The organism is Ruegeria sp. ANG-S4 (assembly GCF_000814005.1).
Classification (GTDB): Bacteria; Pseudomonadota; Alphaproteobacteria; order Rhodobacterales; family Rhodobacteraceae; genus Ruegeria.
This window is the reverse complement of sequence record NZ_JWLK01000006.1, coordinates 367,020-381,471: the sequence shown is the minus strand read 5'-3', so window position 1 is coordinate 381,471 and position 14,452 is coordinate 367,020. Positions and strand designations below refer to the sequence as shown.

Genomic DNA, 14,452 nt, shown 5'->3' with positions numbered 1-14,452 from the left:
CACTGGAAACAAACCGTTTCGACTTAATTTGAGGCATTACGGGAATCCCCCAATACCGAAAGGGCGTCCAATTGCGTAGCCTGGGAACAGAAATACCACTCACCCCCTCGAATCAAAGACAGGGGCTGGTTTCTACCCCCTCAACCAGCCCCTACTTTTTTCCCCGTCCATTTAAGCCACTGTCGCAAGAACGAAACCAGGACAGCTTGATGCGCCAAAAGCGGGCAAGCAGCTGTTCAAAGGCGTCGCATCGCCATCATCGCAGCGAACCGTGCCCGAGTAGATAATTGAAAGCCCCGAATTCTGCGAAACCTTATATTGCAAGATGGCAGCGACCACGCGGCGTGAACCTGACAAGGCCGCTTGAAGGGTCGCAGATTTGCTTAGTTGCATCGCTTTCGACATAATGTGATCCGGCAAGGTGCCCCTTTTTGGGCCCGTGCACAGGATCGTTTTGCGGCAACCACGGCTGAAAACGCGCCTGTTCACGCTGCCAAATACAAACGACGTGAGTTTACAAGTGTTGGAGGAAATAATGAGAAACGTCGCATTTTTGATCGCAACTTTCACGGCTGCATTTTTTGCAACATCTGCCTTGGCAGAAAAGAAACCGAAGGGTGCAAAGCCCACGGATCCTCAGCAAATCGCCAGCCTTTATGCCGGTAAGACAAGCCATTGGAACAATGGTGGATTTGCATATTGGGGTCCCGGTGGCGAATACCAAGGTCTTAACAAAACCGGCGACGCTATCGGTGTAGGAAAGTGGTACGTGACCAATCGTGGCAAGCTGTGTCACGAAAGCAAGTGGTATTGGGAAGAAGGCGGCGTCGCCAAAAGCGATGACGGAACCTGGTGCTGGGATTTTGTAACCGCACCGGATGGCGTGGTCTGGGAACGTTTCCAGGAAGACAAAAAGAACTGGTATCGTCACAGCGCAGAGAAACAGCGCAACGGGAATACTCAGAAGAAAAAATTGGCCTCAATGAGGGCAAAATTTGGAATATAGGCTCTGGAGTTGCGCAAGAAGATAAGCGCACATTAATGATCTCTCCCGATGGTCGAGGCAAAAATGCCCCACGGCTGCGGGTGATAGGAAAACGGGGCGCGCCTATTTTAGGCGCGCCCCATTAACAGGGAGAAAAAATTTCGCGTTCTCAAACACACCAACGCAACATACCAATGTGGTCAGAATGATCGATTCCGAGCGGGCGGTCAGTAACCCAATTCACGCAAGAACTTTTGATTTGGATTCTTACCCGCAAAAGGTTTGGATAAAGCCGGAGGATCACGATGAAAAACCCGGAAAGCTTTGAAAAATTCTACTTTGCCAAAGTTGGTATGGGCGAAGCCTGCGGTTGCGCTGAAAGGGTCATTGATGTGTACGAATTCAACCGACAAGGCGGAAAACAGGCGAAAGAGCCGATAAAAAAGGGACGTCGAAAACGGCGGTCCTTACGATCCTGGGCCGTGAAGTACGGATTGCTCAGCCGCAAGCGCGGGACATAGACCTCAATGCAAGCTCAACAAGACTTCGATGTCTCTTTGACTGAGGCGTTTCAGCAGCGACTTCTCCTCAGCCAAAAGGCCAGAATCGCCATCTATGTATTTGGTCAAAAACAAAGCGATTTCGCTGGTGGGTCGATAGTATAAATCTGGCTCGGTCCGGCTCAGGTCCTCGACAAGCTTTCTAAGCAACCGCTTTTGTTTTTCCGAGTCCAAGTCCTTGCGTTTATCTTCCAACATCCGCCCAAAGCCCTTTTGTTTCCCACCAAAAACCTAGGACGTCGGGCACGTTTTCCAACGGATTGTTGTCGTTTGGGCGGAAAGCCCCATGCAATTTGACGCCAATTCCTTGTCGCGCACGGCGTCGTTTGCTTCGCCCACCATGAATTGGAGCATTCCCTTCCCCGCTCAATGGCGACACGGCTTTGGCACCGACATCATTTTTGAAGCATCAAGGCTCGGGCCAAATCCTGAGTGCCAAGCTCCTAGACAATCTCTTTCCTACCGAGAATTGGATGGTAGCTGGTCAGTACAGACGTTCTTTCTGCACAATCTCCGCTAGCTTCAAGAGGCCTTTAGGTAACCGAACATCCATAACAAAAAGCCCGAGTTCCATTCACATGAAACGGAAAGACCTTTGAAAATAATCATTCTGGTGCCCCCAAACGAACAAACTTCGAACCAGATTTTGGAGGAACTGGCGGACTGGTCAAAAGTAATAAATCAGATGGCCAGCACCCCCTAGAGTCAGTGTTAATTGGTTGACCTTGTGCAGTTGTCACTTGTCACAAGGAAAGGATAGTGACTCCGTGCATGCCTGACTACATGTCAGCCCATTTGACTATGACTTTGCCCTTTCTCTTGGGTATGTCCTTTCGGTCGACAAGTTTGCGAGACAGGTCAAAGTCTTCGTTAATACGAACCACTAACAATTTGCTGAAGTTCCCATCCATGTTGACGACGACCTCGTCTCTATTCTTGAATGGTGTAATCGTCTTTACCTCAACGAAATCATTGCCCATGCGCCCGTCTGATCCCTGTGCGTAGTTCCTATGAAGCTCAAGACCGTAAGTGATGGCGCCATAAAGTTCACCGATGTCACCGTAGACCTGAAGATGGCTGCCTGTGGTATCGTAATACGCGGCAGCAGCGTCCAACAGTTGCTCGAAAATAGGCACAAGTGAGAGCCGGGCGTTCGGATACCTTGCTCGCCACTCTTTGCACTGAATCTGCCAGTTGATCTCATCCCAGCTAATCCACTCACCGTCGCCGAGCCAAATTGCGTTGTGAGGACCAAGTTCATTTGGTGTAGTCAAATTGTAGCTTCCGTTCGATCAAGAATTCATTGGCGGCAATGCCTTGATTTTGCTTGGCAATCGCAAGAAAAGGCAATCTTATCAAGCGATTTTTCCGGCAAAGACTGTTGCAGCGAGAATTTGGCATATCCCTGTATCTGACTCTTCACTCGATGATAGCATGCTGTGATTAATTCTGCTCTCTCAATGAGACAAATTGTTCGATACGAAAAAAGTCGTATCGGACGTCTTCCATGTGTTGAACGCATGCGTAATGGTTGCAACCAACCATGAGGTGATTAAATGAAGAACGAAACAACTATTGGTATCGTAGTGGCACTAGGATTGATTTTAGCTATTCCGACGATGGCACAGGCATACATATCTTCTGACGGGGTTCAATACACCGCCACTAGGAATGAGCACGGTGCCGTTCTTAACGGCGAAAACGGCGACTTGATATATTTGGGAAAACGCTGTGATGCGGTTGATCCAGATGCTGGCAAGGGATCCTGGAGCTGGGCAAATGGCGGGTTTTGCGTGAACCTTCCGGCAAGAAAAATTTGCTTTGCACGTCAAGAAGTTCCAGTTGAACTAGAGGGCCCCAACGACTGTTTGATGTGACCAGGTAGGCTTGGCAGCTGCTCGGAAAACTTCCACTACCGCCGATAACATTACACCAGTTAAGGTGGGGTGTCCTTTGGCTACCTCTCTCTAAGCTCACAAAAAATACAAAGGTTTGAAATGACCGACCTGTTTGACAACGCCGTCGCCTCAATCCGCATGGGTGTCGAGGATTTTCAGCGGCAAGACCCGGAGCGAGATGTTTCTGCTGTTAGAAATGTGTACGCCGGCGTGCTTCTCCTAGCAAAAGAGGCTCTCATTCGAGCGGTTCCAGATGCAGATCCAGATTTAGTCATCGCGGCAAGGCTGAAGCCAGTGCCTGACGAAGAAGGAGGCCTAAAACTTGAACAGACAAGCAAGGCAACTGTAGACTTTGGCCAGCTTGGTGAGAGGGCCAAAGACTTCGGAGTTCCTCTGGATCCTAGTGCCCTAAAAACCCTGAACCGAATTCGCAACGACATGGAGCACCGCTGCTCGACAGAATCTGTCGGCGCAATCAGGGAAGCGATCAGCATGGCTTTTCCTGTTGCGGCAGGGCTCTTCAAGCATATTGAAGAGGATCCCATAGTCCATCTTGGTGAAGCATGGGCCGAGATGCTGAATACGAAGAAACTCTACGATATTGAACTGGCGGCCGCGCGGGAGACGCTTAAGGACGTCAAATGGATTTCTCCCTCGATTGACGGTTCCAGTTTTCGCTGCCCTGACTGTAGATCCGACTTGATCGAGCAAATCGAATCCGAGAACGAGGTGCAGGAACACGTCGAATTGAAGTGTCGGTCTTGTGGTACTATGCCGGAATTGGGTGTGACCATAGAAAACGCACTCGAAGATCTCTTTGGGGCCGACAGCTACATACGGGCGCGGGATAGTGCAGAAGATGGGCCGTTGTATTCTTGCCCGGCATGCAGTCGCCACACCATAATTGAGACGGAGCTCACATGTGCCGCATGTGGGGAAACCATCGACTTTGACCATGAGTGCATCCGGTGCTCGAACGGTATTAGCATCCAGGACTATCTTGACGGCCTGGATGGCGGTCTCTGCTCCTATTGCACATATGTGAGTGAAAAAGCGCTAAGGGAGTAAACTTATGTTCAGCACTAAGCGTATGCGGCTTCTATTTAAAAACGTTATCCAAGATCACACGGGCGAGCTGGGGTTGACGGTTTAGAAGTAGGCCCATCGAGAAAGCTAAGCAGCGCCTTCAGCGTGGACGTCAGTGGTTTGATGGCCTAAACGTGGCGAGTAGACTGAATATCGTACGGCTTGCTTTCAGGTATATCAATGGAGTGACCAGTTGCCCGCCTCGGTCGGTAGGTGGGTGCGAAAAACTGTGTTTATCAGCAGTTTTTCTCCAATTTCAATTGCGGAAAAAAACGATAGAGCCAACGAAATGTACTTTTTCCCGGAACCTCAAGACGCCTTCAAAATTGTTGGTCGTAACTACGCATCTCATATCTTGGGGGGTAAATCGGGCAATGAAACCGCCTACAGAGCCCTCCAGAGGGCTCTTCTAAAAAACACACCGGTTGTTAAGATGAAGAATAGTGAAGGTGGGCGTGCTGCCTTGAAGGCATTCGCTGAGCTAGTCAAAAGACTGAATATCAAAGAGGCGGATCTAGAATGGTATCGCACAGCCACTCTTGAGGATGTCGAGACCCGCTGGTCACTTTTTCTTTTTATGTGGAAGCTGAAGAAGACTATTCCGCAAACGGTTCACTTTGCAAACAGGCTCGCCAAGAATTCGATTATGTGTCGCCACCTTTGGGATAGTGGGGATCGCGCAGCTGCGATTCAGATGGTGTCTCATCTACCTTGGGCACACATGAACACAATGCAATGGTATCTGTCTGTTCTCCGGACGAATGAAAGAGATCTCCCTGAAGAGTGGCACTTGCCGGCTCAGGTTATGAGCTTGTTTGCCATCACGCAGATGGCGGTTCTTGAGGGTTTGGAGCTCGGATCTCCGGCAGATCGCTCATGGAACGTTTATGAATTGATGGCTGCCAGACATCCAGATACTGGTCAACTTGCAGCTATTTGTTACTTCCTGGAGCGAACGAAAGCAGCCACCAGCATTGAGACAAATGTTGAGTTCGATAGAGCGGCGTTCGGGTGTATTCAAAACCCAGAAACCTGGCATCGTGAAATAAAGGCATACCGGGCAGGGAAAAGCATTCCATCTCACCAGACATGCCTAAACATCAACTCAAACATGATCGTCCACATGTCAAAGAGATCGGCCGAAGAACTATATTACCTCGCCAGCGCTGCGTGCTTCTGTCAAAAGGCATTTGATCGCTTGCAAAAAACTCGTGACCTTACGCTCGAACCGATCTCTCTTTTTGACGATTTTCAGGAGTTTCGCGGAATGTCTAAAGAGGCATTGTGGGAGACTTCAAGCACTAAGAACTCACTTGATCCCGCTATGACGCCTTAGTCGTCTTCGTAAGCACTCTCCCAGTCGTGCGGTCGCTCATCATGGCCGCGGTCGCTCCAGTATGTGTCGTTGTTCGAGTTCATCTGATCCGAGTGATTGTCATTCTCGTCCTGGCTGTGGTCGTTTCCGTTGTAGCGTCCCATGTGCTTTCCTTTCGTTGCTTGGGTATCTACAACATAGGTAACGGGAGAATTCCGCGGCAGTGGGGAATTGGGGACAAAAACTCACCTCAAGAAATCACTTCAAGGCGGAATCTCAGATCAGGAACAGGACTAGAACGTGACCCTCACGCACCGCTTACGAACCTGAAGCGCTTGAATAGCTTAGCAAAAGAAGCAAGTCGGATCTGTCACAATTTTTTTGCAAGAGGCGAAGCACGAACGATGCGTTGGTCCCTGAACCAAAATAATCAAATCACGTCGAAGATCGCTTGCTTGTGAAATTCCTAAAAACCGTTTAAAAACAATGTGCAGTATCCAAGATACTTTAGGCGCTAAGCGAGATAAAGTCTAAAACCGACTATATCGAGTGTGATCCAGGAATTCATCTCACTCCACAGTTAATAGCTCGACCAACTCATCTAACTCCGTTTTCGCTTTCTTCCACAAAGGCTGATGCGTTTCGATTAGCTTCCAAAATTCGGCACTATGATCGTGGTGTTTTAGATGAGCCAGTTCATGCAGAATGACATACTCAATACAATCTCGCGGAGCCTTGATCAGATGGGGGTTCAGGATCAATTGCCCTTCGGGTGAACAACTGCCCCATTGCTTGACCATATCCATCAAACGGAATGCTGGGATGTCTTCGACCCATGGCAGTCGTTCAGACGCTTCCGCAACTTTCTTAGCAAAATAGTCCCGTGCTTTCACCCGATACCATGCACGTACACGCCCCTTTAAGTCATCAGCTTCATCGGACCTAGTTTCGACTTCCAGCCTATTTCCTCGAAGGCGAACACCTTGGGGTTTCTGATCCGTTCGGACTACCTTCAGCACGTAGCGCCGCCCCAGATACATAATCTGCTCACCAGAGACGTATTCCCGGGGCCGTACATGCGCGAAACGCGTCAATGCCTCCCCGACATGCCCCGCTACCCACCTGGCCCGTTTCTGGACCGCAGTATGTATTGCAGACAGATCAAAATCAGGCGGGGCATCAACGACGACCGAACCATCAGGTTCGACATGGATCGCAATCCGTACATGGCGCTTTGGATCGGGTTTGATGGTGTAGGGGATGACCTGATCACCATAGATGATCTTGTGCGTGGCCATTAGTAACCACCCTTGGCCGCACCAGCACGAACAATGCCAATCACCCGTTCGATTAATCCATTCGCGTTATCTAGAGCACCGAAGAAGTTGAAGTAGCGCGGCAACATGGATTTGCGGATTTCAGCTTCGATACTGGCGGGATTGATAGAATGGGACTGTACAGCATTGTTGACCGCATCATCGATCCAAAGGGCTTCTGTGACCAAATCATCTTCTGATTTATCGTGGGCCTTTTCTCCCAATTGATCGAGGAAGGCACCGTAGTACGCCTGCGCACGTGGACGATCAGTGAACCTATCAGGTACGCCAGGGGTGGCCCGCGCATCCAGCATCTCTTCGAGGTCCTTGAAAAGGGTGTATTGCTTGTTTGGGTGATCAAAATAGGCTTCAGCATTCGCGATAGCCTCTTTCAACATCTCCGAGAAAACCTTCTGGGCATGAGGGTCATCGATCAGTTCTTGTTCAATGGTCTTTCGCAAACGGGTTTTGATGACATCCGCCTCTGAACGAGTTTTCTCATCGGACCACTCTTCAGGGTTATCACTGCCCAAAGTGTCCACGAGGATCACGCCCTTAGGGTCGGTAATATCCTGCCCCACTACCTGCTTGTCCACAAGTTTGCGGATCTGTTTTTCATAAACGGTGAAGTCCACAGTCTCCTGCGCATCTTGTTTGGCTTGGGCACGGAGATGGGTGAAAAACTTCAGGTCGCCTTTGTATTTCTGAATGGTTGACTCATCGAATGCGCCATCTTCAAAGAAGGCACGGGATGACAGTGCGAGTTTCAAACACATTCCGAATTGGGTCAGTGCGTCGTAAAAATCCTCCCTGATCTTCTGGTGATCATCTACGCTGGCACCACTGTCGTCGGTCCTAAATGAGGGGATCAGCACCTGACGGTATTGTTCCATGTCAGCCTTGTTTTTCACATCAGCAAAGATGGCCCAAAGCGCATCATGCAATGACGGCAGTCTTTTGTACTCGGTCGAGACATTTGTAATGGTTCCAGCAAGATCATCGATGTCAAACCCAGCTTGCGTCTGTGCCGCGAGGTCTTGGTAGTCTTGAATTGATGTATCAAGTTCAGCAAGAATACCACGATAGTCCACCAGCACGCCATGCTGTTTGGCTTCATGCAGCCTGTTCACCCGTGCAATTGCTTGTAGCAGGTTGTGGCTCTTAAGATGCTTGTCGATGTAGAGCACGGCATTGCGCGGCTCATCAAATCCAGTGAGCAGTTTATCCACGACAATCAGGATGTCGGGATCGCCATCCGTGGCGAAGCCTTCAATAACGCGAGCCAGATAGGCTTCTTCGTCGCTGCCGACGTTTTCCTTCCACCATGCCTGCACTTCAGGCAGCTTACTCTCATCGGTGCTCTCATGTCCCTCACGGGTGTCCGAAGCCGAGATGACAATCGCGCTTGTGACCATACCCGTGGCATCAAGGGCCTCTTTGTATCGGATCGCTGATAGTTTGCTGTCGGTCGCCAATTGCCCCTTCAGGCCCAAGTCCAGCGATTTGAAGTTGGTATTGAAATGCTCGGCGATATCCCATGCGATAAGATCAATCCGATTGGCAGCGCCGTAAATCTGTCCTCGTGTCGAGTACTTCTTTTTGAGATCGGCCTTCTGCCTTTCACTGAGACCTGCCGTGATTTTGTCAAACCAGGCATCGATAGCCTTGTCGTTGACATCGACGACCGGTTTGCGTTCTTCGTAAACAAGCGGCGTAACAGCGCCATCTTCAACAGCCCGCTGCATGGTATACGCATGCAGGATCGGGCCGAACTTGTTTCGGGTTTTATCGTCTTTCAGAAGCGGTGTGCCAGTGAACGCTATGAACGCAGCATTAGGTAAAGCCTTGCGCATCCGTTCGTGATTCTCGCCTCCTTGGGAACGGTGTCCTTCGTCCACCAGAACCAACAGCTTGTCGGACGGGTTGTAGCACTCTGGCATCCTGGTGGCCGAGTTGAACTTCTGTAGCAGTGTAAAGGTGATGCGATCATTGCCCTGACCAATCCGCAGCGCCAGATCACGACCTGATTGGACCTTAGCTTTCTCACCATCCTTCTTTGTCGCAACAGCCGATCCAAAAGCTCCGCCTGTCAGGAATGTCCCTGCCAACTGCTTTTCAAGATCGACACGGTCGGTGACGATGATAATGCGAAAGTTTGCAAGGGCCGGATCAAGCAGTAGCGCTTTTGTCAGCAATACCATCAGGTTTGACTTCCCGGAACCAGTGGTATGCCAGATCACGCCTCCCTCACGGCTACCATCGGCTTTTTGTTTCGAGACCTGGTCAACGATGGACTTCGTACCTTGCACCTGTTGATAGCGCGCTATGATCTTACCGATCTTCTGATCGAAGAAAATGAACCGATGCACCATGTCGAGCAGCCGGTCAGGTCGAAGTATTCCGATAATTACCCTGTCTTGCTCTGTGAGCGCCACAGGGCCTTTGTGCAGAGACTCGTAGCCCTTGCACTCGTAATGTGCCCTATCGGCGAACAGGGCGCCTTTCTGGGCCTTTGTGAGGGGTGTGTTTCGGATCGCGGTCATCTCCGCGTCTGACAGGACTTCCTCTCGCCAGATTGACCAAAACTTCTTGGGTGTATTGGTCGTGGCATAGCGCCCATCACTGGCCGAGATCGACAAAAGCACTTGGGAATAGGCATAGAGGTCTTGGATACCATCGCCCATCTGGTTGCGGAGGTTTTGGCTGATGCCTTCGTCAACCATAGCCTTGTCCTTGGTCGAGGATACCGGGCGTTTGGCCTCAATGACCGTCAGCGGAATGCCATTCACAAAACCAACAATATCGGGTCGGTACATTCCCTTGCTGGCCGGACGTTCAACCGACATTTCCTCAGTCACATGAAACGCATTGGCATCTACGTTCGACCAGTCGATCAGCGGCACAGTGACCGATGTCTTCTGACCATCCACAAACTCGGTGACGGTCACCCCTTTGGTTAGTTTGACATAGAGCGCGCGGTTGGCGGCCAGCAGGCCCTCACTCAGGCCGGTTGATGAAACCTCACGGATGACCGCATCGATCCCTGCGGGTGACAGAGCATGTTCCCTCCCTTTGAAGTGGAAGCGATGTTTCTCCAGCCATTCCCGCAAAACAGGTAACAGCAAAACAGCTCGCTCAGATCCACGCAGGGCCAGAGCTTCGGACGGGCCTAGATACCGCCAACCCATCACCATCATCACATGCAATGCAGGCAGTTTGGCAGCGGCTTCTTCGCGGGTATCGGGAACTTCAATCATCGGCTTTTGCCACTCACACAATCAAATAAGTTTTCAACACGTCAAAGTGCACCCATCGGCCTGTGCATTGACAAGCCAGTCAAACAATACATATAGAGGTAGTGAGTTCGCTGCCTATCGGCATTGAATCAATCGAGGTTTCGGTCGCTGAGCCAGCGTAGCAAATCAGCGACCATATCACACTCCCAACGCAGTTCGACATTCTTCCAACGCCCATGCTGGAGACTGTCTAATCTTACCAATACTGTTGTCTGCAAAGTAGCAGGTCATGAAATTTGCCGCCAATTGCCCATCACGGCGTGCGTGAAATCTCAACACCACCACAAAGTCCCCGCAAGCAACAGCAACCGAACGTGTCGAATCATAGGTTTTAGTCCGTCGGATCCAACCCTTGTACCAGTCAGCATTTGCATCGTTGATAGTGTGTAGAATCCAATCCATTCTCTGCGAACGGTCAGCCGAAAACTGATCCTTCACGCCATTGCGTTGAGTAGACTCAAAGAACGCGTGTCCAAAATCGGCTTCTTTAAAGTGTACTCGAATACCGTGATGCGTTGTCACTTCGGCGTGTACAAAATTAGCGTTGAAATGCGCGCGGTAAGCCGCTTCGTCAGGCAAGTTCAAAAATGGAGGTAGTGTCATTACCAACCGCCACGAAGGTTGATTTTAAACACGTTAAACTTACGCTCGTTTTGCCATGTTGGTGCGATTTGACGACCTAGGCGTTCTTCGATTTTATGCACGACCGCTTCCTTTGCGGACCCTACACGCAGTGTTCTATTCAGACGACTGCCCGCCGCTCCTAGCAACAAATCAGCCAGTTGAATGAGTACCACCTCACGTGATGGTAATGCTTGAACGCACTCGACCTCTGCATCGAGGTTCGCATTGCTCAACACCTTGCGAAGCTTGCCGAACCGTTGCGGGTCCCGGTTTGATTTCATGTCGCAGAAAATGCGGTAGGTGTTGTTGTGCAAAATCCAGTGATGCAGCACCTGATAGTAGAATTTGTAAAACCCAAGCTCATGATCATCTTCATGATGGGCCATGTTCACATTTGCATGGTTTACTGCGATGCATCGAAAGCGCATTGCGTCTCCGAAACCAAAGAACATGTCCACAAGATCTAAATAGAAGTCTATCTTTGATGGGGACACTTTGGTCCATTTGATCTCCCCCCATACACTATGCTTTTCTCGCAACTCTGCGATACGTTCTTTAGCTTGGGCCCGCAGATCAGACGGCAACCAAAGGCTCCCAATCATCAGATAGTCAGCATTGGGGTTTTGGGATGTCAACAGATCGGGAAATGCTTCATCACAGTAGACATCAAACTTCATGGCAGCCCTCCACAACAACCCTCCGTTTGCCGGTGAGCAGTTGCTGCATCAGGGCTTTCTTCTCGGTGCGGAGTTTGGTGATTTGGTTTTCGATGTTGACCACGTCACTGTCACAAATGGAAAGGGTTTCAGCGATCTTTCTTTGCTCGGTCAACATAGGCAATTTGAGTTTAACCGAACGAATGTCTTTGCCAATGATTTGTGGCTGTGCTGAACCAGATATTATGTCATCAAAGCCTCTTTTTTGTAGCGCAAAGAAAAGAAACTCATCATCCACACGAGTGGCGTCGACATCATCGAGAGACATCGCATTTCCTGTAATGTATGTGCTTGGAGGCGTCCGGCTTACGGTTCCGCAGGTTGCACCCCGACATGTGACAACTGTGGTGGGGTGTTCGTGATTGAATTCAGAGTAGAAGCCAATAAACCCATTGGCACCAAATACGGGATAGCCGCTATCAGTCATATCGTTTTTGCCAATAGTCGGCCACTGTTTCGGAGCGCAAACATCCCCTAACCTAACCTCTTTCCACTCTTCTGCTTCGAACTCTGGGAACCGGCGTTTGCCTGTTAGGAGTTGCTGCATGAGGGCGCGTTTGGAGGTGCGGGCGGCCTCTAGCTGGGCCTCGGCCACCTCAACCGCCCGATCCCATGTGGACAGGATTTCCGCGATTTTGCGTTGCTCGGTGATGGGGGGGAAGTTGAAAGTTAAAGATTCTATCTCCGCACCGCTAACATTTGGCTGCGCTCCACCAATTGCCTCGATGCTTACCAGGTATTGAAAACGTTCAGTGGATATAAGATGCCATACAAAGTCTGAGCAGAGAAGATTTTCGTCTTTTATCTGAAAGCGGCCAACTCGCTGGTTTAGGTACGCGTTAGGCGTTGAATTAGACGCAAAGAATCTACCAGTCTTGCCGGTTGTCGCCCCAGACATAGCGATAAGAATATCGCCATCTTCGAGAAGAAACCGCTCTAATTTAATGTCTTCCTCGTAGCAGGGCGCTCCATCTAGTTCGACTATTTCTCCCTGTATGTTTGAAATACGAACAATTGGAATACCAAGCTCGCCAAACTCGCTACTCTTAAAGGCAAAACCACCTTGCAGATTGATACTGCGACCCAGTGCTTTTGTTGTCCACCCCTTAGGCACCATAACCCAACTCCTTGAGATAAGCCGCCATGCGGGTTTCCAGATCGGCCATCTCTAATGCCAGTTCCTGACGCTCAGCTCGTACCGCCATCAGATCGATCTCGGCCTCTTCCTCGAACGTGTCCACATAACGAGGAATGTTGAGGTTAAAGTCGTTTTCCGCGATCTCCTCCGCCGACGCCACATAGGCGTATTTGTCCACTGTTTCACGGGCGGTAACGGTGGCGGTGATCTTACTCAGGTGATCCTCGGTCAGGGCGTTCTGGTTTGTGCCTGCCTCGAACTCGCGTGAGGCATCGATGAATAGCACCGTGTTGTCACTCTTGGCCTTGTTGAACATCAAGATCGCGGCGGGGATACCGGTTCCAAAGAAGAGCTTTTCCGGCAGGCCAATGACAGCGTCGAGCAGATTTTCCTCGATCAGTTTTTGCCTAATCTTGCCCTCGGACGAGCCACGAAACAAAACGCCGTGGGGCACCACCACGGCCATGCGACCGGTGCGTGGTTTCAGGGTTTCGATCATGTGCAGGATAAAGGCGTAATCGCCCTTTGTCTTGGGCGGGATACCGCGGCGGAATCGCGAGAACTTGTCCGTCTCAGCCGCTTCTATACCCCATTTGTCCAGACTGAACGGTGGGTTAGCGACCACCACATCAAAGTGACGCAGCATATCGTCAGAGGTGCGCAGTTTGGGGTTGCGGATGGTGTCGCCCCATTCGATCTGGTGGTTGGTTTCGCCATGCAGGAAAAGGTTCATTTTTGCCAGGGCCCATGTGGAGCCAATCGCCTCTTGCCCATAGAGCGCGTATTGCTTGGTGCCAGTGGCCTCGCGCACCTGGCGGCCACATTTCATCAAGAGCGATGCAGAGCCACAGGTGGGGTCGCAGATGTCATCCCCTTGCTGGGGATGCACCAGACGGGCCATGAGGTCCGAGACCTCGGCAGGAGTGTAGAATTCCCCAGCTTTTTTCCCAGCGGACGCGGCGAACCGTGAAATCAGATATTCATAGGCCCCGCCGATGATGTCCAGATTGCCCACACGGGATGGACGCAGGTCGAGTGCAGGTTTGGCGAAGTCTTCCATCAGGTGGCGGAGGATGTCGTTCTTCTGTTCCTCATCACCCAGTTTGTTGGAGTTGAAGCTGATGTCCTGAAACACGTCGCGCAGCTTGTCGCCATTGGCTTCTTCGACAGCATGCAATGCCTTGTCGATACGTTCGCCATTCCCAGCCTCGTGTCTGCGGGCATGAATGGCATCAAAGGACGCATCCATGGGCAGTTTGAAGCTTTCCTGCTCCATCATAGCCGCAACTAATTCGGTGTTGTCTGGGTACTGCGCCTCATAACCTGCTTTGTGGTCCTTCCACACGTCAGAGACATATTTCAAAAACAGCATGGTGAGGACGTAATCTTTGTAGATTGACGGATCGACCACTCCACGGAAGGTATCACACGCGCCCCATGCGGCCTTGTTGATTTCGGATTGGGTTACTTGGTTCATTCAAAACTGCCACAGAGCCAAAACAGGCTAGGTGCCTCTCT

Annotated in this window: 14 protein-coding genes; 5 read left to right on the top strand and 9 right to left on the bottom strand. The window is 50.6% G+C overall.

Annotated elements, in window-relative coordinates; translation table 11 throughout:
- Positions 1-508 precede the first annotated feature (508 nt).
- Together RA28_RS19740 and RA28_RS19735 are read left to right on the top strand one after the other, a co-directional pair.
- On the top strand, positions 509-1,006 hold the full coding sequence (locus RA28_RS19740) for a DUF995 domain-containing protein (protein ID WP_241481171.1): 498 nt from the start codon (positions 509-511) through the stop codon (positions 1,004-1,006).
- A 284-nt stretch (positions 1,007-1,290) separates the two neighbouring features.
- A complete protein-coding gene (locus tag RA28_RS19735; RefSeq protein ID WP_039532496.1) occupies positions 1,291-1,506 on the top strand; it encodes a hypothetical protein in 216 nt (71 codons plus the stop codon).
- A 3-nt stretch (positions 1,507-1,509) separates the two neighbouring features.
- Here RA28_RS19735 and RA28_RS19730 read toward each other — a convergent pair whose 3' ends face one another.
- Both RA28_RS19730 and RA28_RS19725 read right to left on the bottom strand, forming a co-directional pair.
- On the bottom strand, positions 1,510-1,743 hold the full coding sequence (locus RA28_RS19730; protein ID WP_039532494.1) for a hypothetical protein: 234 nt from the start codon (positions 1,741-1,743) through the stop codon (positions 1,510-1,512).
- Between the two features lie 581 nt (positions 1,744-2,324).
- On the bottom strand, positions 2,325-2,819 hold the full coding sequence (locus RA28_RS19725) for a hypothetical protein (RefSeq protein ID WP_193747435.1): 495 nt from the start codon (positions 2,817-2,819) through the stop codon (positions 2,325-2,327).
- Between the two features lie 282 nt (positions 2,820-3,101).
- On the opposite strand from RA28_RS19725, the gene RA28_RS19720 reads away from it, so the two are divergent.
- From RA28_RS19720 to RA28_RS19710, 3 genes are all read left to right on the top strand, one after another.
- Positions 3,102-3,422, top strand: coding sequence for a hypothetical protein (locus RA28_RS19720; RefSeq protein WP_039532493.1), 321 nt, complete (start codon positions 3,102-3,104; stop codon positions 3,420-3,422).
- Positions 3,423-3,542: 120 nt separating this feature from the next.
- Entirely contained in the window at positions 3,543-4,511 is a 969-nt protein-coding gene (locus RA28_RS19715; RefSeq protein ID WP_039532492.1) for a hypothetical protein, read from the top strand.
- 247 nt (positions 4,512-4,758) lie between these two features.
- Positions 4,759-5,865 carry a hypothetical protein gene (locus RA28_RS19710; RefSeq protein WP_193747434.1) on the top strand — a complete coding sequence of 369 codons (1,107 nt, stop codon included), beginning with the start codon at positions 4,759-4,761 and terminating at the stop codon, positions 5,863-5,865.
- On the opposite strand, the gene RA28_RS22900 is transcribed toward RA28_RS19710, so the two are convergent.
- The 7 genes from RA28_RS22900 to RA28_RS19680 all read right to left on the bottom strand — a co-directional run bounded on the left by RA28_RS22900 (position 5,862) and on the right by RA28_RS19680 (position 14,411).
- The gene (locus RA28_RS22900) at positions 5,862-6,008 is read right to left on the bottom strand and encodes a hypothetical protein (RefSeq protein WP_193747433.1); all 147 of its coding nucleotides are present in this window, start codon (positions 6,006-6,008) and stop codon (positions 5,862-5,864) included. The two genes, RA28_RS19710 and RA28_RS22900, sit on opposite strands and share 4 nt — an antisense overlap.
- A 405-nt stretch (positions 6,009-6,413) precedes the next feature.
- Positions 6,414-7,142, bottom strand: coding sequence for a M48 family metallopeptidase (locus RA28_RS19705; protein ID WP_039532489.1), 729 nt, complete (start codon positions 7,140-7,142; stop codon positions 6,414-6,416).
- Positions 7,142-10,417, bottom strand: coding sequence for a type I restriction endonuclease subunit R (locus RA28_RS19700; RefSeq protein ID WP_039532488.1), 3,276 nt, complete (start codon positions 10,415-10,417; stop codon positions 7,142-7,144). Before RA28_RS19700 ends, RA28_RS19705 begins: the two co-directional genes overlap by 1 nt.
- A gap of 177 nt (positions 10,418-10,594) precedes the next feature.
- A complete protein-coding gene (locus RA28_RS19695; RefSeq protein WP_039532487.1) occupies positions 10,595-11,059 on the bottom strand; it encodes a hypothetical protein in 465 nt (154 codons plus the stop codon).
- The gene (locus tag RA28_RS19690) at positions 11,059-11,757 is read right to left on the bottom strand and encodes a DUF3800 domain-containing protein (protein ID WP_039532485.1); all 699 of its coding nucleotides are present in this window, start codon (positions 11,755-11,757) and stop codon (positions 11,059-11,061) included. The genes RA28_RS19695 and RA28_RS19690 overlap by 1 nt, the downstream gene beginning before the upstream one ends.
- A complete protein-coding gene (locus tag RA28_RS19685) occupies positions 11,747-12,913 on the bottom strand; it encodes a restriction endonuclease subunit S (RefSeq protein WP_039532483.1) in 1,167 nt (388 codons plus the stop codon). Before RA28_RS19685 ends, RA28_RS19690 begins: the two co-directional genes overlap by 11 nt.
- Positions 12,903-14,411: a type I restriction-modification system subunit M gene (locus RA28_RS19680; protein ID WP_039532482.1), complete on the bottom strand. Its 1,509-nt coding sequence runs from the start codon at positions 14,409-14,411 to the stop codon at positions 12,903-12,905. Before RA28_RS19680 ends, RA28_RS19685 begins: the two co-directional genes overlap by 11 nt.
- Positions 14,412-14,452: the final 41 nt, after the last annotated feature.

Coding starts and splice junctions, on each gene's coding strand:
- RA28_RS19735 (WP_039532496.1), top strand. CDS start 1,291: ATGAAAAACCCGGAAAGCTTTGAAAAATTCTACTTTGCCAAAGTTGGT.
- RA28_RS19730 (WP_039532494.1), bottom strand. CDS start 1,743: ATGTTGGAAGATAAACGCAAGGACTTGGACTCGGAAAAACAAAAGCGG.
- RA28_RS19720 (WP_039532493.1), top strand. CDS start 3,102: ATGAAGAACGAAACAACTATTGGTATCGTAGTGGCACTAGGATTGATT.
- RA28_RS19715 (WP_039532492.1), top strand. CDS start 3,543: ATGACCGACCTGTTTGACAACGCCGTCGCCTCAATCCGCATGGGTGTC.
- RA28_RS22900 (WP_193747433.1), bottom strand. CDS start 6,008: ATGGGACGCTACAACGGAAACGACCACAGCCAGGACGAGAATGACAAT.
- RA28_RS19705 (WP_039532489.1), bottom strand. CDS start 7,142: ATGGCCACGCACAAGATCATCTATGGTGATCAGGTCATCCCCTACACC.
- RA28_RS19700 (WP_039532488.1), bottom strand. CDS start 10,417: ATGATTGAAGTTCCCGATACCCGCGAAGAAGCCGCTGCCAAACTGCCT.
- RA28_RS19695 (WP_039532487.1), bottom strand. CDS start 11,059: ATGACACTACCTCCATTTTTGAACTTGCCTGACGAAGCGGCTTACCGC.
- RA28_RS19690 (WP_039532485.1), bottom strand. CDS start 11,757: ATGAAGTTTGATGTCTACTGTGATGAAGCATTTCCCGATCTGTTGACA.
- RA28_RS19685 (WP_039532483.1), bottom strand. CDS start 12,913: ATGGTGCCTAAGGGGTGGACAACAAAAGCACTGGGTCGCAGTATCAAT.
- RA28_RS19680 (WP_039532482.1), bottom strand. CDS start 14,411: ATGAACCAAGTAACCCAATCCGAAATCAACAAGGCCGCATGGGGCGCG.